Consider the following 21072-nt stretch of genomic DNA (forward strand, 5'->3'; position numbering starts at 1 on the left):
GTGGTTACAGCGGGGCGGCCGCACCCGATCCCATTCCGAACTCGGCCGTGAAACGCCCCAGCGCCCATGATACTTCGTCTCAAGACGCGGGAAAGTCGGTCGCTGCCAGGTCTGCCAATCGCAAAAACCAACGGTCTTCTTCTTCTCAGTCATGCAACAAACGCCCCGCCCGGATACCCTCCGGCGGGGCGTTTTGCGTTGCAGAACCCCATCGCTCGGCATCGACCACAAGCGGCAGACGACGCTGGCTCGAACTGACGATCGACGGGGGAGGCGGGAGCCGGTCTGACGCGTTCGTCTGACGTCCCGCCACATGGTGTTCGGCAGGTCGATCCGGCCCGGATCGCCGGCGCACCGTGCCCGTGATCGACGGCACGGAGCCGCGGGTGAAGGCAGCAACGAATGCCTGAGGGAGCGGGATCATCGGCTGTCTTGGATCTGGTTTGAACGGGGTGCGGCGGGCAGTGGTCGTCCCGCGCCCGCGCGCCTCGCCCAGCAAGTGTCCCATGTCATTGTCTTTTTCGGCCCGGTCGGGCAAAAGGGACTGCAAGCTGGATTCGGCGGGTTCGGCATCGGGGGGTAGCCTTCCGGCGGTGATCGTTCCCCCGCTGACAATAGCTGTAGGCGCCTCGATCTTGCGATTGGTGATCTGGCTACGCGGATGTCCCAGTTCAGCGAACCAATCTGGGCTCCGTCATGTCGGCGGGTGCCCTGGACGCAAACAAACCCCCTAGGCGTTGATGACCCCAGACGTTTCCTCTTTCGCCGCGGTGGATGATGACGAGACGATTCGTCTCGCCCTGGAAGCTGCGGCCGTCGGGACTTGGTACTGGAACCCTGTCTCCGGCCTCATGGTGCTGTCCCAAGTCGGTGCCGGCCATCTTGCGACAGCTGGTGCGATCGTCTCCCTTGCAGATTTCCTGACGCTGCTGCATCCCCACGATCGGTCGGCCATGGAGGGTGCCCTGCGCCGTGCCCTTGACGGCGATCGTCCGATCGACCTGACAATTCGCGCGGCCGTGGACGAGCGTGGGGAGCGTCCGGTGCGATTCAGCGGGCGGTGTGTGTGTGACCGCGACGGCGCTCTGGCGGCGCGGGGGATCGTCCTTGGGGCGGGGCATGTCGCGGTGCACGTCGCATCCGCCGACATCGCGATCGTCGGTTTGTCGCCGGAAGGTCTCGTCACCGACTGGAGCAGAGGAGCCGAGAAGATCTACGGCTACAGCGCAGACGAGGCGATCGGTCAGCCGCTTGCCATGCTGATGCCGGCGGAACGCCAGGAGAGCGTGGATTTCCTCATGGAGTGCATCGAGAGGGGCGAGCGCGTCGAACATCATGAAACGCAGCGGCTCCGCCGGGACGGCACCCTCGTCGACGTCTCGCTGACGCTCGCCCCGATTCGTGACCAGTCAGGGCGTCTCCTCGGCGCTTCGAAGATCGTCCGCGACATTACCCCTGCCAAGCACACGCTTACCGAGCTTTCCGAGCGAGAGGCGCGACTGCAGTCGGTCCTGGACACCGTGCCGGACGCGATGGTGGTGATCGACGTCGAGGGCGTCATGCAATCCTTCAGTGCGACCGCCGAGCGATTGTTCGGCTACACCGCCGACGAGGTGATCGGCCAAAACGTCAGCCTGCTGATGCCCTCGCCATACCGTGAGCAGCACGACCATTATCTTTCCCGGTATCTGAAAACCGGCGAGCGCCGCATCATCGGCATCGGCCGGGTCGTCGTCGGGGCCCGCAAGGATGGCTCGACCTTTCCGATGGAGCTTTCGGTCGGCGAGATGCACTCGGCGCGGCATCGGTTCTTCACTGGCTTCATCCGCGATTTGACGGAGCGCCAGGAGACTCAGCGCCGCCTGCAGGAGCTGCAGGCCGAGCTCACCCACATGTCGCGCTTCACGGCGCTGGGGGAGATGGCCTCGACGCTGGCACACGAGTTGAACCAACCATTGACGGCGGCTGCCAGCTATCTCAACGGCGCCCGCCGTCTGATCGACGGCGGCAAGCCGGAGCAGCTCCCGATCGTCCGCGACGCGATCGACCGCGCAGCGGCGCAGGCGCTTCGGGCCGGAGAGATCATCCGCCGGCTGCGCGAGTTCGTCGCCCGCGGCGAGAGCGAGCGACAGGTCGAAAACCTGGCGCAGCTGATCGAGGAGGCGAATGCGCTGGCGCTGCTCGGCGCCAAGGAGACGGGGGTCCGGGTCCGGTTCGCGCTCGATCCGGCCGCCGACACCGTCATGGCCGACAAGGTCCAGGTGCAGCAGGTGCTTCTCAATCTCATGCGCAATGCGATCGAGGCTATGCAGGAGGGGGAGCGTCGTGATCTGACGGTGTCGAGCCGCCTTATGGACGGAGACATGGTCGAAATTGCCGTCGCCGATACGGGCCCGGGCATAGCCCCGGAGATCGCCGCCCAACTCTTCCAGCCTTTCGTGACTTCCAAGGAGCGCGGCATGGGCGTGGGACTGTCGATCTCGCGGACCATCGTCGAGGCCCATGGCGGACGCCTCTGGACGGAGTCCAATCCCGGAGGTGGAACGGTCTTCCGCCTGACCTTGCCTCATTTTCGATCGGAGGACCTCGATGACGGCGAATAATGCGGTTGTTCATCTGGTCGACGACGACGAGAGCGTCCGCCACTCGGTCGCCTTCCTCCTGGCTACGGCGGGCTTTGCCGTGCGGGTGCATGAATCCGGGTTGGCGCTTCTCGATGCGATCGATACGCTGCAGCCGGGTTGCGTGATCAGCGACGTCAGGATGCCGGGAATCGACGGGCTTGAACTGCAGCGGCGGTTGAAGGCTGCGGGCGTCCGTTTGCCCGTCGTGGTGATGACCGGTCACGCCGACGTCCAGCTCGCCGTTCAGGCCATGAAGGACGGCGCCATCGATTTCATCGAAAAGCCCTTCGACGACGAAGCGATGCTCGCCGCCGTCCGCACTGCACTGAAGGAGGGCAAGGCGGGCGAGGGGCGGCAGGCGGAAATGGACGCCACCGCGGCGCGGCTCGCCTCCTTGTCCGGACGCGAGCGCCAGGTGCTCGACGGGCTGCTCGCCGGGCATCCGAACAAGACCATCGCCTACGACCTCGAGATCAGCGCCCGCACCGTCGAGGTCCACCGGGCAAATGTCATGAAGAAGATGAGCGCGTCGAGCCTTTCCGATCTCGTGCGGATGGTCCTGCGCGTCGATGGGGCGAGCGGCCGCTAGGCGGGACGTTATACCAGGAGGCATTGGACGTGACTCCTGGTTCCGAATCTTGATTTTCGTCAAGCCCTTGGCTTGGCATCGAAAATCGGATGTGTGCAGCAGGCGGATCCGTCAGCATCCTCGCCCGCTGGTACTAGCAGCAGGGAAACCTGATCTCGGCCAGGAGTTTGGCGAACTCGCTGTCGACCTGCCTCTTTGGCGGGCTGCGGGCAGGCCGGCGGGCGAACCATCGTCGCAGGACGTGCCCGAGCGCGCTCATGGCGAAAGCCCCGCCGCCTGGTCGAGGCGCTGACGCCCGCGCCGCTGCGCGATGATCTCCGCGAGGATCGACAAAGCGATTTCGTCCGGGGTGATGGCGGAAATGTCGAGACCGGCGGGTGATTTCACCCGGTCGATATCGGCTCTGGCGATCCCCTCGGCTAAAAGCCGCTCGCCGAGCGCGGCGAATTTGCGGCGGCTGCCGACGAAGGCGATGGTGGCGGCTCCCGCGGCGATCGCCGCGCGCAAGGCCGCCTCGTCGCCCTTGCCCTGCGTCGCGATGACGATGTGGCACTCAGTTCCGGCCTGCGTGTCGAAGGCGAAGTCGTCGAGGAGCCGGTCCACCGCCGGCGTCTTGCCCGCCGGGAGGCCGGGGGCGCAAAGGGTGCGGCGCATGCCGAGGCGGGAGGAGAGCGCGCACAAGGCCAGCGCCACCGGGCTTTCGCCGCAGACAACGAGATCGGGCGGCGGCGTGACGGGTTCGACGAAGACGTCCATCGAGCCCTTGGAGGGGCAGCGGCTGCGGGCAAAGCGGACGCCGTTGCGTTCCTCGCCATGGGTCCGGCCTTCGACGTCGAGAAGCTCTTCGGGTCTGAGGCTGACGAAGCGCGGTTGGCCGTCGCCAAGCGCCGCGATCGCCGCGCGGGTGATCGCACCGCGGGCACAGCCGCCGCCGACCCAGCCCTCGGCGATCGTGCCGTCCGGGAGGATCAGCGCCTTCGCCCCGGGCTTGGCGGAGGTGGCGTCGACGGTGCGCACGACGGTGGCGATGGCGAAGGGCTGGCCGTTCGTCCTCAGCGCCTGAACCTTGTCCTCGAAGGACGTCTGCATGCCGGCCTCCCTCATATCCGCGCCAGTTCCGGTTCGAGTGCTGCCAGCGAGGCCAGCGTGTTCGCCGGAGCGAAGAGATCGAGATGCGGCCGCGCCGCCGCCATGCCGCGGGCGACGGGCTCGTAGCCCTTCCAGCCGGCGAGCGGATTGAGCCAGACGATCCGGCAGCCGCGCCGCTTCAGCCGCTGGAGCGCTTGCGCCATCAGTTCGGATGGATCGGTGTCGTAGCCGTCGGAGAGGATGACGACGACGCTGCGGCCGTTGACGAACTGGCGGGCATAGGTGCGGGCGAAGCGCTCGAGATTGGCGGCGATCTTCGAGCCGCCGCCGAAGCCTTCGGCCATGAGCGTCAGCCGGTTGAGCGCCCGGAGAGGATCGTCGTCGCGCAGCGCCTCGGTGATGCGCACCAGCTTCGTATGGAAGAGATAGGCGTCGGCCGTCCGCTCGCCGCGCATCAGCCCGGCGACGAAGGCGAGGAAGACCCGCGCATAGGCGGTCATCGAGCCCGAGACGTCGCAGAGGACGGTGAGGCGAACCGCGCGGTCGAAACGCTGGCGGCGGGGCAGGGCGAGCGGCTCGCCGCCGGTGGCAAGGCTCAAGCGCACGGTGCGGCGGAAATCGATCGTCTCGCCCTTTCGTGCCGCGCGCCGGCGCCGCGAGCGGCGGTCGCGGATCGCCGCCGCCAGCCTGCGCGCGATGATCTCGGCGGCGGCGATGTTGGCAGGATCGACGAACTCGCGCAGGTCCTTCGTCATCAGGTTGCGGGCCCGGCTGGCGATCAGTCGGCCCGTGCCGTCGGCCACCGCCTCGCCGCCGTCGCGCCCGTCCTCCGGGGTCTGCATCCTGCCGCGCCGTGCCGACGGCGGCCCTTCGGCGGCTTGGGAGGACCGGGTGTGCTGGCGCTCCTTCGCGGCCTCTTCGCGCACCACCTTCTGGCGCACGCGGCCGTCGTTGCGCCAATAGGCGTCGAAGAGGTCGTCGAACCGCGCGGCTTCGTCGGCAGAACCCGCGCAGACGGCCTTGAGGGCGAGGCGCGCCTCGGCGGGATCGGCAGCCTCGACCACGCAAAGTGCCCGCATCGCCGTCGCCGTCTCGTGGACGCCGAGCTTTAGGCCGTTGTCGCGCAGATGCGCCATGAAGCCGGCGATGCGGGCGCCGGGCCCGGGATCGCGGGCGGCGAAGCGGGTGATCCGGCTCATGACGCCTTGCCCGCCAGACGCTGCGCCACCTCGGTCGGGACCGACGCCTGGTCGCCCTGCGTCTTCAACAGCGTGGCGAGCGTTGCCTGAAGAACCGCCGGATCGGCGGAAAGGTCGCTGACGCCGAGGCCGACGAGCGCCGCGGCAAAGTCGAGCATCTCGGCGACGCCGGGCGTTTTTTCCAGGTCTTCCTTTCGCAAGGATTGGACGAAGCCGACGATCTGGCGGGCGAGGGCCGGTTCGACTTCGGGGTGCCGTGCGGCGAGGATGCGCAGCTCGCTCTCGCGGCTCGGAAAGTCGACATGGGCATAGAGGCAGCGCCGGCGCAATGCGTCGGAGAGTTCGCGCGTACCGTTCGAGGTGAGGATGACGTGCGGGATCGAGCGGGCGGTAATCGTGCCGAGTTCCGGCACGGTGATCTGGAAGTCCGACAGCACCTCCAGGAGATAGGCCTCGAACTCCTCGTCGGCGCGGTCGATCTCGTCGATCAGGAGGACCGGCGGGGTCTCCTGGCGGATCGCCTCGAGCAAGGGGCGCTGCAGCAGGAACTCCTCCGAGAAGATCCGCTGCTCGACGCTGCGGCCGGTCTCGCCGCCCTCCGCCGCCGCGCGGATCGCCAGGAGCTGGCGCTGGTAGTTCCACTCGTAGATGGCGTGGGCGGCGTCGAGGCCTTCGTAGCACTGCAGCCGGATGAGGCGGGTGTCCTTCACCATGGCAAGAGTGCGCGCGACCTCGGTCTTTCCGACGCCGGCGGCGCCTTCTAGGAGCAGCGGACGGCCGAGCTTCAGGGCGATGAACAGCGCCATCGCGAGGTCCGGAGAGGCGATGTAGCCCTTGGCCGCAAAGCTCTCGCCGAGGGTACGCCAGTCGTTCGGGGTGGGATTGCTCATGGCTTTGCCCGGTGGGCGGCTCGTCGCCGCCACGCCTGTCCTCGCTCAGCCATGCAGGCCGAGATCATGGGCGATCTTCCAGATGCGCCAGTGATCGTGCGGCATGTGCGCCTGCTTCAGGCCGAAGACGCGGAAGGCGTCGTGGACGGCATTGGAGAAGGCCGGGACGCCGCCGACATTGGGGCTCTCGCCGACGCCCTTGGCGCCGATCGGGTGGTGCGGGCTCGGCGTTTCGGTGAAGTCGGTGACGTAGTGCGGCGTCTCCCAGGCGGTCGGCAGGAAGAAGTCCATCAAGGTGGCGTTCTTGACGTTGCCGATCTCGTCATAGGCGATCTCCTGGCCCATGGCGATCGCGAAGGCCTCGGTGAGGCCGCCATGGACCTGGCCCTCGATGATCATCGGGTTGATCCGGGTGCCGCAGTCGTCGAGGGCGTAGAACTGGCGGATGTCGGCGACGCCGGTATCGACGTCGATCTCCATGACGCAGACATAGGCGCCGAAGGGGTAGGTCATGTTCGGCGGATCATAGTAGCTGACCGCCTCCAGCCCCGGCTCGAGGCCCGGGATCGCCTGGTTGTAGGAGGCATAGGCGATCTCGGCCATGGTCTTGAAGCGCTCCGGCGCGCCCTTGACGACGAACCGGTCGACGTCCCATTCGAGGTCGCCGTCATGCACCTCCAGGAGATAGGCCGCGATCATCTGGGCCTTGGCGCGGATCTTGCGCCCGGCCATGGCGGTTGCGGCGCCGGCGACGGGCGTCGAGCGCGAGCCGTATGTGCCGAGACCATAGGGCGCCGTGTCGGTGTCGCCTTCCTCGATGGTGATCGAATCCGCCGGAAGGCCGATCTCGCTTGCGAGAATCTGGGCGAAGGTCGTCGCGTGGCCCTGGCCCTGGCTGATGGTGCCGAGCCGGGCGATCGCCGAGCCGGTCGGATGGATGCGGATCTCGCATGAATCGAACATGCCCATGCCGAGGATGTCGCAGTTCTTCACCGGGCCGGCGCCGACGATCTCGGTAAAATGGGTGAGACCGATGCCGATCAGCTTGCGCGTCTCGCCGCGTTTGAAGGCCTCGACGCGTTCGGCCTGCTCGCGCCTGAGGTCCTCGTAGCCGACGGCCTTCAGCGCCTTGTTCCAGGCGGTGTGGTAGTCGCCGGAGTCATATTCCCAGCCGAGCGCCGACTGATAGGGGAACTGGTCCTTCCTGATGAAGTTCTTCGCCCGCACTTCGGCGGCGTCCATGCCCAGCTCGATCGCCAGCACCTCGATCATCCGCTCGATCAGATAGGCCGCCTCGGTGACGCGGAACGAACAGCGATAGGCGACGCCGCCGGGCGCCTTGTTGGTGTAGACGCCGTCGACGCCGACATAGGCGACCGGGATGTCGTAAGAGCCGGTGACGATGCTGAAGAAGCCGGCCGGGAACTTGGTCGGGTCGGCGCAGGCGTCGAAGGCGCCGTGATCGGCGGTGACGTGGCAGGACAGGGCGGTGATCCTGCCGTCCTTCGTCGCCGCGATCCGGCCCTTCATCCAGTAGTCGCGGGCAAAGGCGGTGGCGGTGAGGTTCTCCATCCGGTCCTCGATCCACTTCACCGGCTTGCCGGTGACGATCGAGGCGACGATGGCGCAGACATAGCCGGGATAGACGCCGACCTTGTTGCCGAAGCCGCCGCCGATGTCGGGCGAGATCACCCGGATTTTGTGCTCCTCGATGCCCGACAGCAGCGAGGCGACGGTGCGCACCACATGCGGCGCCTGGAAGGTGCCGTGGATGGTCAGCTTGCCGTTGACCGCGTCCATCGAGGCGACGCAGCCGCAGGTCTCCAGCGGGCAGGGATGGGTGCGGTGGTAGTAGACCATCTCCTCGGCGACGACCTCGGCCGAAGCGATCACCTCCTCGGTCGCCTGCTTGTCGCCGACCTCCCAGAGGAAGATGTGGTTGTGGTGGCGACGTTCCCCGTGAGCACCTGAGGTCTGGCCGGCGAGGTCCTCGCGCAGCACCGGCGCGTCCGGCTCGAGCGCCTTGAACGGGTCGGTGACGACGGGAAGCTCCTCGTATTCGACGACGACGAGATCGACGGCGTCCGCCGCGACATAACGGTCGTTGGCGACGACGAAGGCGACTTCCTGGCCCTGGAACAGCACCTTGCCGTCGGCCAGCACCATCTGCTTGTCGCCGGCGAGTGTCGGCATCCAGTGAAGGTTGAGCGGCGCCAGATCCTCGGCTGTCAAAACGGCGACGACGCCCGGCAGCGCCAGCGCCGCGCTCTTGTCGATCGACGTCACACGGGCATGGGCATAGGGGCTGCGCACGAAGTCGCCATAGAGCATGCTTGGGAGCTTCAGGTCGTCGACATAGTTGCCCTTGCCTTGCGTGAAGCGGACGTCCTCGACGCGCTTCCTCGAGTGCCCGAGGCCCTTCAGCTTCTCGACCCGGTCCTCGCGGCTGATCGGTGCCAACTCGTTCATTCTGCGGCCTCCTTGACGGCGTTCATCTCGGCGGCTGCGGCGAGGATCGCCTTGACGATGTTCTGGTAGCCGGTGCAGCGGCAGAGATTGCCGGCCATGCCGAAACGGATGTCTTCCTCGCTCGGGTTCGGGTTTTCCTGCAAAAGCCGGTGGGCGCGGGTGATCATGCCCGGCGTGCAGAAGCCGCACTGCAGGCCGTGATGCTCGCGAAACGCCTCCTGCAGGGGATGCAGCGCGCCCGGCGATCCGAGGCCCTCGATCGTGGTGATGGCAGCGCCGTTCGCCTGCGCCGCGAAGACCGTGCAGGACTTCACCGAGCGGCCGTTCATGTCGACGGTGCAGGCGCCGCAATGGGAGGTCTCGCAGCCGATATGCGGGCCGGTCAGGTTCAGCTTTTCGCGCAGGACGTGGATCAGCAGTTCGCGCGGTTCGGCGAGGAGTTCGTGGGCCTCGCCGTTCACCGTCAGCGTCAGTTGCATCTTCTTCATGGGGCAGATCTCCTCGGCAACGCGACGAGGCGCGCTGGCGTTTCTCGGGCGGCGATCCGTTCAGGCGCGCGACCAGGCGCGCTCGATGGCGCGGCGGATGATGACGCCCGCGACGTGGCGCTTGAACTCGACGGGGCCGCGATTGTCGGCGGTCGGTGAGATGTCGGCGAGGGCGGCCGCGACGGCGCTGCCGATGTCAGCGGGGTTGCAGGCGGTGCCGACGAGCGCATCGGCGGCGGCCTTCGACCAGACCGGGACGTCGGACAGATTGGTCATGGCGATCGAGGCGGCGCTGCAGGCGGTGCCGTCCTTCTGCAGCATCACCGCTGCTGCCGCCGTCGCATAGTCGCCGATCTTGCGCTTCTGTTTTTCGTAGGCATGACCACCGCCGCTGACCGTGAAACTGACGGCGGTGAGGATCTCCTCGTCGGCCCGGGCAGTGACATAGGCCGCTTCGTAGAAGTCGCGCGCCTTGACATCGCGGGTCCCACTTGGGCCGGTGAGGGTGAAGGTGGCGTCGAGACATTGCATGACGGCCGGCATGTCGTTGCCGGGATCGCCATTGGCGACGTTGCCGCCGATCGTACCGACGGCGCGCACCTGCGGGTCGGCGATCTGCAATGCCGTCTCGCGCAGGAGCGGTGCGGCGCGGGTGAGCGCCGCGTCGTCGATCAGTTCCTGCTGGGTGACCATGGCGCCGATTCTGACGGTATTTCCGTCGATGCGGATGCCCTTGAGGTCGGCAATGTCCTGGAGGTCGATCAGATGGCCGATCGACGCCATCCTCAGCTTCATCATCGGGATCAGGCTGTGGCCGCCGGCAACCACCCGGGCCTCGTCGCCGAATTCGCGAAGCGTGGCGAGCGCCGACGCGATGTCAGACGGTCGATGATATTCGAAAGCAGCTGGGATCATCGTGGTTTCCTCCCTCGATGCCGGACGTCTCCCGATCCGTTCGAGCCAGTATGGGCCGGCGATTTTCAGCCGCCGCTTCCGGCTAACCAGCGGCGAAAGCCATTTCACGAAATGCGAACTGGCTGCACGGAATGCGAAGCGCGGGAAAGGCGTGTTTTTGCCGCGGCTGCGAGGAGAGTCCACGCGTGGTGCTTGACCATGGCCGCCGCGAATTGCGGAAATCCGGTGCCGGAGCGGGCAACCGCCGACAAGCTCTATCACCCCGCCTGGAGCCTTCAGACAGGATACGAACGGAAGGGCGGTGTGTGCTTGGCTCCGATGAAGTCAGGCTCAGGCTAGACGCCAAGTGCGTGGCGCACGGCGGGAAGGCGCGAGCGGCTGACCGTCACCTTGCCGAGCGACACGGTCTTCTCGAAGAAGCAGATGCCGTTGTCCTTGTGTCGCTCGAAGCCGGTGACGTGCCCGACATTGATCAGATAGCTGCGATGGGCGCGGATGAAGTTCGGATCGGCGAGCCGCGTCTCCGCTTCCGAGATCGACCAGGGACAGAAGAACTGCTGACCGCCCACATAGAGGATGGTGTAGTGGCCCTCCGCCCGGATCGCCGCGATGGACGAGCGGTCGACGAAGATCGTCCGGCCGTCCTTTTCGTAGGGGACGGGAACCGCCGGTTGCGGCACGGGTGACGGTGCTTGCGGACGTTCAGGTTCGGCTGCCACTGCTGCAATTGCCGCCGCGGCGGCGGCGGCGGCGGCGGCGGCGTCGGACGGCGTCTCGGCGGCCATCGGCGAGGCCGATGCATGAGCTGCCGACCGTGTCTCGGGTGCGGACTGGAAGGGCGGGAGCGGCGGTGAAGGGGCGTCCGCCACGGCTGCGGTCGAGGTCTGTTCCGCCGGCAGGAACGTGACCCCGGTCAAGAGGAACGCGCCGCAGATGACGAAGGCGGCCAGCGTGACGATCATCGCCAGCGTGGCGTTGTCGAGCAATGGGCCTTCTGCCGATCCCCCGGCCTCGGCCAGAAATCCGGTTCCGCCCATGGCGACGAAATGGACGGTGAAGACGGAAAAGCCGAGGCACAGCGTGCCGAAGACGATGCTGCGGCGGCTCCGATCACCGTAGATCACCCAGAATGAGAGGACGCCGAGTGCGATCGAGCTGCCCCAGGCGAGTGCCAGGCCCACCGGCGAGTAGACCGTGCCGCAGAGCTGCATGCCGGACATGCCGATATAGTGCATGGCGGCGATTCCGAGCCCGACGATGACACCCGCCCCGGTGATGCTGACGGCGGTGCGTACCCGAAAGTGCATCAACAGGAGCGCCGTGCCGATCATCAGGATCGCGACGAGCGCCGAAATGAGCGTCGTCAGCGCGTCGTAATAGAACAGGACGGGCAGTTGGAGCCCGAGCATGGCGACGAAATGCATCGACCATATGCCACCGCCGAGCGCCACCGCGGCCATGGCGACGGCGAGCTTGCGTTGCGGGCTCGGCAGGGTGCCGATCCCGTGCGTCAGCGACAGGCCGGTAAAGCTCGCCATCAGCGCGACGGCGAGCGAGGCGAGCACCAGAACGACGACATGGGAATGCTCAAGCACGACGTTTCGCAGCCTCCCGTCCGCATGCGACCGGGCGGGCTTCGCGCTCATCGCGCTCGCGGGCATGTCCTCCCAAGCATGCCCGGCCGGCTCTCGTACCCAGTCGAGAACCATTCTAGCAGAAAGCCTGTGCGCTGAGCTACTCCCGGCTGTCGGCCAACGAAAGGACACGACCGGCCGACAGCAGCACTATCCGGTGATGCGGGTGCCCTTGTCGCCGGCAACGATCGCGACGGCATCCTCCAGTCTTCCGATCGCCGCGTCGCCGCCGGTCGTCTTGGCGAAGGAAGCTGCGGCGGCGATCTTCGGGCGCATCGATCCAGCCGGAAAGCTCTCCGGCGACAGTTCGCCGCCCGAGATCCGGTCGATTCGTCGCGCCCTGTCCGTGCCGAAACCCGCATAGACGCCGTCGACGTCGGTCAGGAGCAGGAGCATGTCCGCCCCGAGTTGGCGCGCCAGCAATTCGCTGGCGAAATCCTTGTCGATCACCGCCTCCACGCCGATGAGGCCGCCGTGCGCCCTGGCGATGACCGGAATGCCCCCGCCGCCACCGCAGATAACGATCACGTCGTGATCGACCAGCATTGACACCACGCGCGACTCTAGGATCTCCAGCGGCTTCGGCGAGGCGACGACCCGTCGCCAGCCGTCGCCGTCCGGAGCGACGCGCCAGCCGCGCTCGGCGGCAAGGCGGTCGGCGGTCGCCTCGTCATAGACCGGGCCGATCGGCTTGGTGGGTGCGGCGAAGGCAGGATCGTCGCGGGCGACCTTCACCTGTGTCAGGAGCGTCGCGATGTCCCGGCCCGGCAGGAGCGCCGCGAGCTCCTGCTCGATCAGGTAGCCGATCATCCCCTCGCTCTCGGCGCCGAGGATGTCCAGGGGATAGGCGCCGTCGGCTGGGCCGGCCGCCGCCTGGAGCGCCAGCAATCCGACCTGCGGGCCGTTGCCATGGGTGACGACGATCTGGTGCCCGGCCCGGACGAGCCCTGCCAGCGCGTCGGCAGCGCGGCGGACGTTCGTCCGCTGGTTCTCGGCCGTCAGCGCCTCGTGCCGGCGCAGAAGGGCATTGCCACCAAGGGCGACGACGATCCGCATCGTCAGCCTCCGATCGTCGCGACGAGCACGGCCTTGATGGTGTGCATGCGGTTCTCGGCCTGTTCGAAGACGATCGAGGCCTCGGATTCGAACACCTCCTCGGAAACCTCCATGCAGTCGATGCCGTAGCGCTCGGCGATGCTCTTGCCGACTTCGGTTTCCGTGTTGTGGAAGGCCGGCAGGCAATGCATGAACTTGGCGTAGGGATTGCCGGTCGCCTGCATCGCCGCTTTGGTCACGCGGTAGGGCGTCAAAAGGGCGATGCGCTCGTCCCAGACGGCGTCCGGCTCGCCCATCGACACCCAGACGTCGGTGTAGAGGAAATCGGCACCCTTCACCCCTTCATCGACGTCGTCGGTGAGGAGCAGGCTGCCTCCAGTCTTGGCGCCAAGCGTCCGCAGATGCTCGACGAAGGCCTCGTCCGGCCACAGCGCTTTCGGCGCCGCGATGCGCATGTCCATGCCGACCTTGGCGGCCCCGAGGGCGAGTGAGCGCGCAACGTTGTTGTGGCCGTCGCCGAGGAAGGTCACCGTAATGTCCGAGAGATGCTTGTGCGTGAACTCGCGCATGGTCATGAAGTCGGCAAGCGTCTGGGTCGGATGCGACTCGTCCGTCAGTCCATTATAGACCGGGACCCCCGCATTTTGAGCGAGTTCCACCACCATCGCATGGCCGGCGCCGCGAAACTCGATCGCATCGTAGACGCGGCCGAGCACACGGGCGGTGTCCTTCACCGACTCCTTGTGGCCGATATGGCTGCCGGATGGCCCGAGATAGGTCACATGCGCGCCCTGGTCGTAGGCTGCGACCTCAAATCCGGTGCGAGTGCGGGTGGAATCCTTCTCGAAGATCAAGGCGATGTTCTTGCGGTAAAGCCGCAGCTGCTCGGTGCCGCTGGTCTTCGCCGCCTTCAACTCCGCCGCGAGGCGCAGAAGGTGGCGGATCTCGGCGGGCGAGAGGTCGTCGAGCGTCAGCAGGCTGCGCCCATGCAGATTGGTCGACATCTTTTGAACTCCGGATGGTCAGACGGGATCGCGGACGAGCGGACAAGTCATGCAGTGGCCGCCGCCGCGTCCGCGGCTGAGCTCTGCCCCCTCGACGGTGATGACCTCGACGCCGGCGTGGCGCAGAAGCGTATTGGTGTAGACGTTGCGGTCGTAGGCGACGACGACGCCGGGCTCGACGGCGATGACGTTGTTGCCGTCATCCCACTGCTCGCGCTCGGCCTCGTAAGAGTCGCCGCCCGTCGCAACGATCCGCAGGCTGGACAAACCCATCGCCTCGGCGACGACATCGACGAAGGGCGCAGTCTCCTCGACGACGTCGACGCTGCCCTCGGCGTCGCCGGGCCGCAGCGAGAAGCTGCGCAGGCGGTCGACGATTGGCGGGAACAGGGTGACGAGGTCGCGGTCGCAGAAGGTAAAGACCGTGTCGAGATGCATGAAGCTGCGGTCGCGGGGCATCAGGGCGGCGATGACACGGTTCGCAGTGCCGGTCGCAAAGAGGCGCTTGGCCAGCGCGCTGACCGCCTGGGGCGTCGTGCGCTCGCCCATGCCGATCAACACGACCCCGGCTCCAACCGGCATCACGTCGCCTCCCTCCAGCGTCGCGTGGCCGGGTTCGGACAGCAACGTGAAGTCCGCCTCGCGGAATCGCGGGTGGAAACGGTAGATCGCCTCGACGTTCAGAGCTTCCGGGCGGCGTGCGGGCCAATACATCGAGTTGACGGTGACCCCGCCATAGATCCAGCACGAACTGTCGCGGGTGAAGAGCTGGTTCGGCAGCGGCGGCAGGACGAAGTCCTGCGTCGCCAATGCCAAGCCGCTGAGGCCGGCTGGCGCAAAGGGCAGCTCGGCTCTCGCGATGCCGCCAATGAGTGCGGTGGCGAGGCTGCCTGCCTCCATACCGTCCAACCAAGAGCGCAACTCGTCGAGAAGATCCCAGCCGACGATGTCCGGATCAAGCCGCCGGTCCAGGAGCCAGGCCCGCCCTTCGGGAACAGCCATGGTCTCGGCGAGGAGCTTGCCGAGATCGCGGACCACCACGCCGCGCTCATTGAGCGTGTCGGCGAGGATGTCGTGCTCCTGCCGAGCCTTCCTCACCCACAGCACGTCGTCGAACAGCAGGGAGTGACAGTTGGCCGGGGTCAGCCGGCGCAGGCTGAGATCTGGGCGGTGGATCAGCACCTCGCGGAGCCGACCAACTTCGGAATGAACGCCGAGCGTCATCATCATCGGGTTTCCTGATTTTCGATGTCAAAAGGGGCTGACGGCGCCCGTCCACATTTCGTAGGCGGCGAAAAGGCCAACCGCGACCAGAGCGAGCGCGAGCACCGCTTCGACGGCGGTGAAGGCGCGTTCCTTGCGTTGGCGACGGGCATAAACGTAGAGGGGGACGCCGACGGCATAGAGCAGCGCGCACATGAAGAGGTAGGCAGGTCCCGCGGCGTAAACGAGCCACAGGCCGTAGAGCGTCGCGATCAACCCGATCAGCATCGGGCCGGTGCGCGATTGGCCGGCCTCGTAACTTTCGCCGGTGATCGCGAGTTTGGCCGCGTAGGCGCCGGAGAAGATGTAGGGCACCAGGATCGCCGTCGACGCGATCGAGAACAGCGCCTGATAGGTGCTCTCTGCGAACAGGGTGATGATCAGAAAGAGCTGGACCAGCGCGTTCGTTATAAAGAGCGCGGTCGAGGGAACGCCGCGCCCGCTCTCGCGGGCGAAGAACTCCGGCATCGTGCCGTCGCGGCCGGCCACATGCGGGATCTCCGCGGCGAGCAGCGTCCAGCTCAGGAAGGCGCCGAGCACCGAGACGACCAGCGCGACGTTGATGAGGATGGCGCCCCACGGCCCGACGACATGCTCCAGAACTCCCGCCATCGACGGATTTTTCAGCCCGGCGAGTTCGGGCTGCGTCATGATCCCCAGCGAGAGCAGCGAGACCAGGGCGTAGAGCGCAAGGCAGGTGAAGAAGCCGATGCCGGTCGCCAGTGCGATCTCGCTCCGCCGATCGGCGCGGGCTGAAAACACGCTCGCACCTTCGATGCCTATGAACACCCACAAAGTGACCAGCATCGTGCTCTTGACCTGAGCGGTGATCGAGCCGAGGCCGGCGTTTCCGAGGCCGGAGAAGTCGAGGGAGAAGACGTCGAGCTTGAAGGCGACGACGGCGATGCCGATGAACAGGACGATCGGCGCGATCTTGGCGATGGTGACGATCGTATTCACACCGGCCGCCTCGCGGAGCCCGCCAAGGATCAGGCCGTGAACGAGCCAGAGCAAGACCGAGGCGCCGAGCACCGCTTGCCAGGTGTTGCCCTCACCGAACGCCGGAAAGAAATAGGAAAGTGCGCTGAACACGATGACGGCGTAGGAGACGTTGCCGAGCCAGGCGCTGATCCAGTAGCCCCAGGCGCTGTTGAAGCCGATGAAGGATCCGAAGCCGGCCTTTGCATAGGCATAAGGTCCGGCGTCGAGGTCGGGTTTGCGGGTGGCCAGCGACTGGTAGACGAAGACCAGCGCGAGCATGCCGATCGCGGTGATGCCCCAGCCGATCATGATGGCGAGCGGCCCGGCGCCCGCGGCCATGTTCTGCGGCAGACTGAACACGCCCGAGCCGACCATCGAGCCGATGACGAGGGCGGTCAGCGCCCCGAGGCGCAACTTGCCGGTCTTGTCTGCCGATGCGGGCGGCGCCGTTACACCTATTTCCGTCGTCACCATGGTAATCTCCCGATCCCTGTGAATTAGCCGAGCACAGGGAAGGCCGGGATCGGGTCGATCGCTTTGATCCGCATCAAATCGGTGCCGAATGCGTCGACACCCTTACAAATCTTGCGCCGGCCTGAAGGGAGAAACTCCAATTCTTCCCGACGCATGGCCCGTGCGGTTAGGTTGATCATCCGCAGGCAATTTTATCTGGAATTGGCTTCTCAGAGGCGCCGGCAGCGCAGGTAGACACAGAAAGAGTGCCGTCTGCATGCCTTTTTCCGTCCGAGGCCGAGGTGGCGAGACGCTCTCCAAGCTTTGCCTTGGGTTGAAGAATCGCAGCGTTGATAGGGACGTGTTCAATTCCGCGTTCCGATTTGCGCCAAGTCAAAGCTGCCGCGTTACGCTCCGACCATAGTCCCCTAAGTTTGGCATCATGCCGCTTCCGCGGCCGTCGGAGCGCGCCGGAATGACCGCAGAGAAGACCCTGGTACTCGTGGTGGACGACGACGAGGCGGTTCGGGAGTCGCTCAAGTTTTCTCTCGAACTCGACGGGCTTTGGGTCGGCGTCTGTAAGGCCGGCGAGGAGCTGTTCGTTCATCCGCACCTATCGGCCGCCAAATGTGTCGTCATCGATATCAAGATGCCGGACATGGATGGCATTTCCGTTCTCAAAGCCTTGCGTTTGCTCGGCCTCAAGCTCCCTGCGATCCTGATCACCGGCCACGCTACCGCTGCTTTGCGGCGGCGCGCAATCGAGGCCGGAGCCTGCGCGGTGCTCCAGAAGCCGCTCCTGGGGACCGTCCTTCCCGACTGCATCAGGGAGGCGATTCAGCTCGATTGACGATCCCCAGGCTGCCCCGTGTGGGCTCGACGGGGCCGCGGGGCTGACGCGGCCCAGGCGGAGACAAGTCCAGCGCGCGGTTTGATCAGCGTCAAAGCTCACCGGTCGGAACGGCTTAGGATGCCCGGCATGAAGGAAGAGACGGCAAAATCGAGCGACCTTGCGACCGGAACCGTGGTCGCGGTGCGGGGCGCGGTGATCGACGTGCGGTTCGCGTCGCCAGACCTGCCGCCCGTCGACAGCGCCCTGACGATCATTCGCGACGGCGGCGGCGAGCCGCTCGTCCTCGAAGTCCACGCGCATCTCGATCGCCATACCGTGCGGGCGGTCGCCCTGCAGGCAACCGCGGGCCTGAAGCGCAACGCGCTCGTGACGGCCACCCGTCGGCCGATCGAAGTCCCGGTCGGCGAGGCGGTTCTCGGCCGGCTTCTCGACGTTACGGGAAACGTGCGGGATCGGGGCGCCGGCTTGCCTCCGTCGACCCGGCGGCGCGGCATCCACAATCCACCCCCGCCACTGATGGAGACTGGCGTCACCGGGGGCGGCCTGTTCGAGACCGGTATCAAGGTCATCGACTTCCTGGCGCCGCTTTCCCAAGGTGGCAAAGCGGCGATGTTCGGCGGCGCCGGCGTCGGCAAGACCGTTCTGGTGATGGAGCTGATCCACGCCATGGTGGAGAAGTACAAGGGGATTTCGGTCTTTGCAGGCATCGGCGAGCGTTCGCGCGAGGGCCACGAGCTCCTCACCGAAATGCAGCGCTCCGGCGTCTTGCCGCGCACCGTCCTCGTTTACGGCCAGATGAACGAGCCACCGGGGGCGCGCTGGCGCGTGCCGATGACGGCGCTGACGATCGCCGAGGACTTTCGCGACGAGAAGCATCAGAACGTTCTTCTGCTGATGGACAACGTCTTTCGCTTCGTGCAGGCGGGTAGCGAGGTCTCGGGGCTTCTCGGCCGCTTGCCCTCGCGAGTGGGTTATCAGCCGACGCTGGCAAGCGAAGTCGCCTCGCTTCAGGAGCGGATTGCCTCGGCCGCAGGTGCGGCGGTGACGGCGATTCAGGCGGTCTACGTTCCGGCCGACGACTTCACCGACCCCGCAGTGACGGCGATCTCCAGCCATATGGACAGCACGATCGTCCTCTCCCGGCGGCTTGCCGCGGAAGGCTTCTATCCGGCCATCGATCCGCTGGCTTCCTCATCGGTGCTGCTCGACCCGGGCGTCGTTGGCGACGACCACTATGCACTCGCCGAGCGAGCCCGCCAGACGCTCGCCCGCTTCAACGAACTGCAGGACATCATCGCCCTGCTCGGCACCGAGGAACTCGGGCCGGCCGACCGGCTGACGGTCCGCCGGGCCCGACGATTGCAGCGCTTCTTCTCCCAACCCTTCGTCGTCACCGAAGCCTTCACCGGCGTTGCAGGAAAAAGCGTCGACCGCACCGAGACGCTGTCGGGGGTGAGGGCGATCCTCGACGGTGAGGCGGACGACTGGGCGGAGGATTCGCTCTACATGGTTGGCTCGCTCGACGATGCCCGGCAGAAGGAAAAGGCGGGCCGGGCCAAGGAGCGGGCTGCATGAGGCTGCAGATCGTCAGCCCGCTGGTCGTCGTCGTGGACGAGGACGAGGTGGCCGCCATCCGCGCCGAGGACGAAAGCGGCGGATTCGGCATCCTTGCCGGCCACGCCGACTTCCTCACGACGCTTGCGATTTCGGTGGTGAGCTGGACAGCCAAAGGCAGGCCCCGGCGGCATTGCGCCGTGCGTGGCGGCGTCCTCACCGTCTCCGGCGGCGGCGAGGTTCGCGTCGCGACACGGGAGGCGGTCGTCGGCGACGACCTGACGAAGTTGCACGACACTGTCCTGAGACAGTTCGAGGCGAACCGCGAGACGGAGCGGACGGAGCATGTCGAGACGACGCGGCTGCAGCTTGCGGCGGTTCGTCAGATCGTGCGGCATCTGAGGCCCGGCCCGGCCACCATTTCGAGGAGGCGGTCTTGATGCTGCCGGAAGCCAGCCCGGAGGAGCCGCCCCGCGACACGGAGCGGGACCGCCTCGCGGACGAAGTCCGGCTGCGCGGCGAGCGGCATCGGCGCTTCACCAAGGAAGGCGAACCCGCGGTCGCGCGCCGGCTCGCCCAAATCGGCATCCTCGGTTGGATCATCGTGGTACCGGCGCTGCTCGGCCTGTTCGGCGGGCGTTGGCTGGATCGGCTGTTCGGCACCGGCCTGACCATCACCGGCGCGCTTTTGATGATCGGTCTTTGCATGGGCTGCTGGTCGGCCTGGAAGTGGATGAATCAGCCATGACGTATCTTCATTTCGATCTCGCCGAGACGCTCGGCCAGTGGGCGCTGATCGAGGTCGCCGGGTTTTTCGTCGCGGGCTTCGCACTCGGCTTCGCGCATTTTGGCGCGCTGTGGCATCACACATGCCAACTTGTGGAGGGAAGGCGCTGGGGGCTGACCGCCGCGATCGCGCTCGCACGATTCGCGCTGCTGATCGGCGCACTGACATTTGCCAGCCTTCAGGGCGCGGCTCCGCTGCTCGCCATGACGCTGGGGCTCCTCGCTGGCCGCGCGGTCGTGATGCGCCGCTTCGGGAGGATCGCCGAGTGAACTCGCCGCTCGCAACGCAAACGCTGTTTCATATCGGGCCCGTGCCGATCACGGAGCAGGTCGCCCTGACCTGGGTGCTGATGGTGGTTCTGTCTGCCTGTTGTTGGGCCGTGACCCGCCGCATGAGCCTGACGCCGTCCAGGCTGCAAGCCTTCCTCGAACTCGTCGTCGAGACCGTCGACGGCCAGATCCGCGAAACGATGCAGGCAGAACCGGCGCCCTATCGCGCCTTCATCGGCACGCTCTTCGTCTTCATCCTCTTCGCCAACTGGACGTCGTTGGTGCCGGGCGCCGAGCCGCCGACGGCGCATGTCGAGACCGATGCCGCGCTGGCGCTGCTGGTCTTTCTCGCCGTCATCCATTTCAGCGTCCGAGCGAACGGCGTCTCGGGTTATCTCAGGAGCTTCGCGTCGCCGAGCTTGTTGATGGTCCCGCTCAACTTCGTCGAGAGCATCACCCGGATCTTCTCGCTGCTCGTCCGACTGTTCGGCAATGTCATGAGCGGCGTCTTCGTCGTCGGCATCGTGCTGTCGCTCGCCGGATTTCTCGTGCCGATCCCGCTGATGGCACTCGATCTCCTGACCGGCGGCGTCCAGGCCTACATCTTCGCCGTCCTCGCGACGGTCTTCATCGCCGGCACCGTCAGCGAAGGGCGGCCGGCCGCTTCCGACAATGCAGCTTCATCGAACGAAACGGAAAGGGGCCCGCAATGAACTGGCTCGCCTTCATCAGCATTCTCGGCGCCGTGATCGCCGTCTCCTTCGGCGCGATCGGGCCGGCGCTCGGCGAGGGGCGCGCGGTCGCTGCCGCCATGGACGCCATAGCCCGCCAGCCGGAAGCTTCCGGCACGATCTCGCGCACACTCTTCGTCGGCCTCGCGATGATCGAGACCATGGCGATCTATTGTCTCGTGGTGGCACTGCTGCTGCTCTTCGCCAACCCTTTCGTCTGATCT

General features: G+C 66.5%; 20 protein-coding genes and 1 rRNA gene. 10 read left to right on the forward strand and 11 right to left on the reverse strand.

What is annotated here, in order from left to right; all coding sequences use genetic code 11:
* From rrf to fixJ, 3 genes are all read left to right on the forward strand, one after another.
* Positions 1-111, forward strand: a 5S ribosomal RNA gene (gene rrf / locus GTK09_RS22010); the annotation flags it as partial.
* A 629-nt stretch (positions 112-740) separates the two neighbouring features.
* The gene (locus tag GTK09_RS22015; protein WP_246218063.1) at positions 741-2603 is read left to right on the forward strand and encodes a PAS domain-containing sensor histidine kinase; all 1863 of its coding nucleotides are present in this window, start codon (positions 741-743) and stop codon (positions 2601-2603) included.
* On the forward strand, positions 2590-3213 hold the full coding sequence (fixJ, locus tag GTK09_RS22020; protein WP_163465559.1) for a response regulator FixJ: 624 nt from the start codon (positions 2590-2592) through the stop codon (positions 3211-3213). The genes GTK09_RS22015 and fixJ overlap by 14 nt, the downstream gene beginning before the upstream one ends.
* Positions 3214-3468: 255 nt before the next feature.
* On the opposite strand, the gene GTK09_RS22025 is transcribed toward fixJ, so the two are convergent.
* The 11 genes from GTK09_RS22025 to arcD all read right to left on the reverse strand — a co-directional run bounded on the left by GTK09_RS22025 (position 3469) and on the right by arcD (position 16675).
* Positions 3469-4302 carry an XdhC family protein gene (locus GTK09_RS22025; protein ID WP_163465560.1) on the reverse strand — a complete coding sequence of 278 codons (834 nt, stop codon included), beginning with the start codon at positions 4300-4302 and terminating at the stop codon, positions 3469-3471.
* Positions 4303-4313: 11 nt separating this feature from the next.
* A complete protein-coding gene (locus tag GTK09_RS22030) occupies positions 4314-5501 on the reverse strand; it encodes a vWA domain-containing protein (protein WP_163465561.1) in 1188 nt (395 codons plus the stop codon).
* Complete coding sequence (locus GTK09_RS22035; protein WP_163465562.1) at positions 5498-6391, reverse strand: AAA family ATPase; 894 nt, start codon at positions 6389-6391, stop codon at positions 5498-5500. The genes GTK09_RS22030 and GTK09_RS22035 overlap by 4 nt, the downstream gene beginning before the upstream one ends.
* Before the next feature lie 45 nt (positions 6392-6436).
* Complete coding sequence (locus GTK09_RS22040; protein ID WP_163465563.1) at positions 6437-8860, reverse strand: aerobic carbon-monoxide dehydrogenase large subunit; 2424 nt, start codon at positions 8858-8860, stop codon at positions 6437-6439.
* Positions 8857-9348, reverse strand: coding sequence for a (2Fe-2S)-binding protein (locus GTK09_RS22045; RefSeq protein ID WP_163465564.1), 492 nt, complete (start codon positions 9346-9348; stop codon positions 8857-8859). The genes GTK09_RS22040 and GTK09_RS22045 overlap by 4 nt, the downstream gene beginning before the upstream one ends.
* Positions 9349-9408: 60 nt before the next feature.
* Positions 9409-10263 (reverse strand): FAD binding domain-containing protein, encoded by an 855-nt coding sequence (locus tag GTK09_RS22050; RefSeq protein WP_163465565.1) that lies wholly within the window; start codon positions 10261-10263, stop codon positions 9409-9411.
* A 335-nt stretch (positions 10264-10598) separates the two neighbouring features.
* Complete coding sequence (locus GTK09_RS22055) at positions 10599-11858, reverse strand: MHYT domain-containing protein (protein WP_203561162.1); 1260 nt, start codon at positions 11856-11858, stop codon at positions 10599-10601.
* Between the two features lie 189 nt (positions 11859-12047).
* Positions 12048-12953, reverse strand: a complete 906-nt coding sequence (gene arcC, locus GTK09_RS22060) for a carbamate kinase (RefSeq protein WP_163465566.1) — start codon at positions 12951-12953, stop codon at positions 12048-12050.
* A 2-nt stretch (positions 12954-12955) separates the two neighbouring features.
* Entirely contained in the window at positions 12956-13957 is a 1002-nt protein-coding gene (gene argF / locus GTK09_RS22065; protein ID WP_163465567.1) for an ornithine carbamoyltransferase, read from the reverse strand.
* 18 nt (positions 13958-13975) lie between these two features.
* The gene (locus GTK09_RS22070; protein ID WP_163465628.1) at positions 13976-15184 is read right to left on the reverse strand and encodes an arginine deiminase; all 1209 of its coding nucleotides are present in this window, start codon (positions 15182-15184) and stop codon (positions 13976-13978) included.
* Between the two features lie 24 nt (positions 15185-15208).
* Positions 15209-16675, reverse strand: coding sequence for an arginine-ornithine antiporter (gene arcD, locus GTK09_RS22075; protein WP_163465568.1), 1467 nt, complete (start codon positions 16673-16675; stop codon positions 15209-15211).
* 454 nt (positions 16676-17129) lie between these two features.
* On the opposite strand from arcD, the gene GTK09_RS22080 reads away from it, so the two are divergent.
* From GTK09_RS22080 to GTK09_RS22110, 7 genes are all read left to right on the forward strand, one after another.
* Positions 17130-17504 carry a response regulator gene (locus tag GTK09_RS22080; RefSeq protein WP_163465569.1) on the forward strand — a complete coding sequence of 125 codons (375 nt, stop codon included), beginning with the start codon at positions 17130-17132 and terminating at the stop codon, positions 17502-17504.
* Positions 17505-17633: 129 nt separating this feature from the next.
* Entirely contained in the window at positions 17634-19082 is a 1449-nt protein-coding gene (gene atpD, locus GTK09_RS22085) for a F0F1 ATP synthase subunit beta (protein WP_163465570.1), read from the forward strand.
* A complete protein-coding gene (locus tag GTK09_RS22090; protein ID WP_163465571.1) occupies positions 19079-19501 on the forward strand; it encodes a F0F1 ATP synthase subunit epsilon in 423 nt (140 codons plus the stop codon). Before atpD ends, GTK09_RS22090 begins: the two co-directional genes overlap by 4 nt.
* Positions 19501-19809 (forward strand): AtpZ/AtpI family protein, encoded by a 309-nt coding sequence (locus tag GTK09_RS22095; protein ID WP_163465572.1) that lies wholly within the window; start codon positions 19501-19503, stop codon positions 19807-19809. The genes GTK09_RS22090 and GTK09_RS22095 overlap by 1 nt, the downstream gene beginning before the upstream one ends.
* The gene (locus tag GTK09_RS22100) at positions 19764-20117 is read left to right on the forward strand and encodes an ATP synthase subunit I (RefSeq protein ID WP_246218064.1); all 354 of its coding nucleotides are present in this window, start codon (positions 19764-19766) and stop codon (positions 20115-20117) included. The genes GTK09_RS22095 and GTK09_RS22100 overlap by 46 nt, the downstream gene beginning before the upstream one ends.
* Entirely contained in the window at positions 20114-20830 is a 717-nt protein-coding gene (locus GTK09_RS22105) for a F0F1 ATP synthase subunit A (RefSeq protein ID WP_163465573.1), read from the forward strand. Before GTK09_RS22100 ends, GTK09_RS22105 begins: the two co-directional genes overlap by 4 nt.
* Positions 20827-21069 carry a F0F1 ATP synthase subunit C gene (locus GTK09_RS22110; RefSeq protein ID WP_163465574.1) on the forward strand — a complete coding sequence of 81 codons (243 nt, stop codon included), beginning with the start codon at positions 20827-20829 and terminating at the stop codon, positions 21067-21069. The genes GTK09_RS22105 and GTK09_RS22110 overlap by 4 nt, the downstream gene beginning before the upstream one ends.
* Positions 21070-21072: the final 3 nt, after the last annotated feature.

It is taken from the genome of Jiella pacifica, from assembly GCF_010500815.1.
Classification (GTDB): domain Bacteria; phylum Pseudomonadota; class Alphaproteobacteria; order Rhizobiales; family Rhizobiaceae; genus Jiella; species Jiella pacifica.

Excerpts from the sequence above, each read along its gene's own strand:
- GTK09_RS22015 (WP_246218063.1), top strand. The coding sequence starts at position 741 with ATGACCCCAGACGTTTCCTCTTTCGCCGCGGTGGATGATGACGAGACG.
- fixJ (WP_163465559.1), top strand. The coding sequence starts at position 2,590 with ATGACGGCGAATAATGCGGTTGTTCATCTGGTCGACGACGACGAGAGC.
- GTK09_RS22025 (WP_163465560.1), bottom strand. The coding sequence starts at position 4,302 with ATGCAGACGTCCTTCGAGGACAAGGTTCAGGCGCTGAGGACGAACGGC.
- GTK09_RS22030 (WP_163465561.1), bottom strand. The coding sequence starts at position 5,501 with ATGAGCCGGATCACCCGCTTCGCCGCCCGCGATCCCGGGCCCGGCGCC.
- GTK09_RS22035 (WP_163465562.1), bottom strand. The coding sequence starts at position 6,391 with ATGAGCAATCCCACCCCGAACGACTGGCGTACCCTCGGCGAGAGCTTT.
- GTK09_RS22040 (WP_163465563.1), bottom strand. The coding sequence starts at position 8,860 with ATGAACGAGTTGGCACCGATCAGCCGCGAGGACCGGGTCGAGAAGCTG.
- GTK09_RS22045 (WP_163465564.1), bottom strand. The coding sequence starts at position 9,348 with ATGAAGAAGATGCAACTGACGCTGACGGTGAACGGCGAGGCCCACGAA.
- GTK09_RS22050 (WP_163465565.1), bottom strand. The coding sequence starts at position 10,263 with ATGATCCCAGCTGCTTTCGAATATCATCGACCGTCTGACATCGCGTCG.
- arcC (WP_163465566.1), bottom strand. The coding sequence starts at position 12,953 with ATGCGGATCGTCGTCGCCCTTGGTGGCAATGCCCTTCTGCGCCGGCAC.
- argF (WP_163465567.1), bottom strand. The coding sequence starts at position 13,957 with ATGTCGACCAATCTGCATGGGCGCAGCCTGCTGACGCTCGACGACCTC.
- GTK09_RS22070 (WP_163465628.1), bottom strand. The coding sequence starts at position 15,184 with ATGATGACGCTCGGCGTTCATTCCGAAGTTGGTCGGCTCCGCGAGGTG.
- arcD (WP_163465568.1), bottom strand. The coding sequence starts at position 16,675 with ATGGTGACGACGGAAATAGGTGTAACGGCGCCGCCCGCATCGGCAGAC.
- GTK09_RS22080 (WP_163465569.1), top strand. The coding sequence starts at position 17,130 with ATGACCGCAGAGAAGACCCTGGTACTCGTGGTGGACGACGACGAGGCG.
- atpD (WP_163465570.1), top strand. The coding sequence starts at position 17,634 with ATGAAGGAAGAGACGGCAAAATCGAGCGACCTTGCGACCGGAACCGTG.
- GTK09_RS22090 (WP_163465571.1), top strand. The coding sequence starts at position 19,079 with ATGAGGCTGCAGATCGTCAGCCCGCTGGTCGTCGTCGTGGACGAGGAC.
- GTK09_RS22095 (WP_163465572.1), top strand. The coding sequence starts at position 19,501 with ATGCTGCCGGAAGCCAGCCCGGAGGAGCCGCCCCGCGACACGGAGCGG.
- GTK09_RS22110 (WP_163465574.1), top strand. The coding sequence starts at position 20,827 with ATGAACTGGCTCGCCTTCATCAGCATTCTCGGCGCCGTGATCGCCGTC.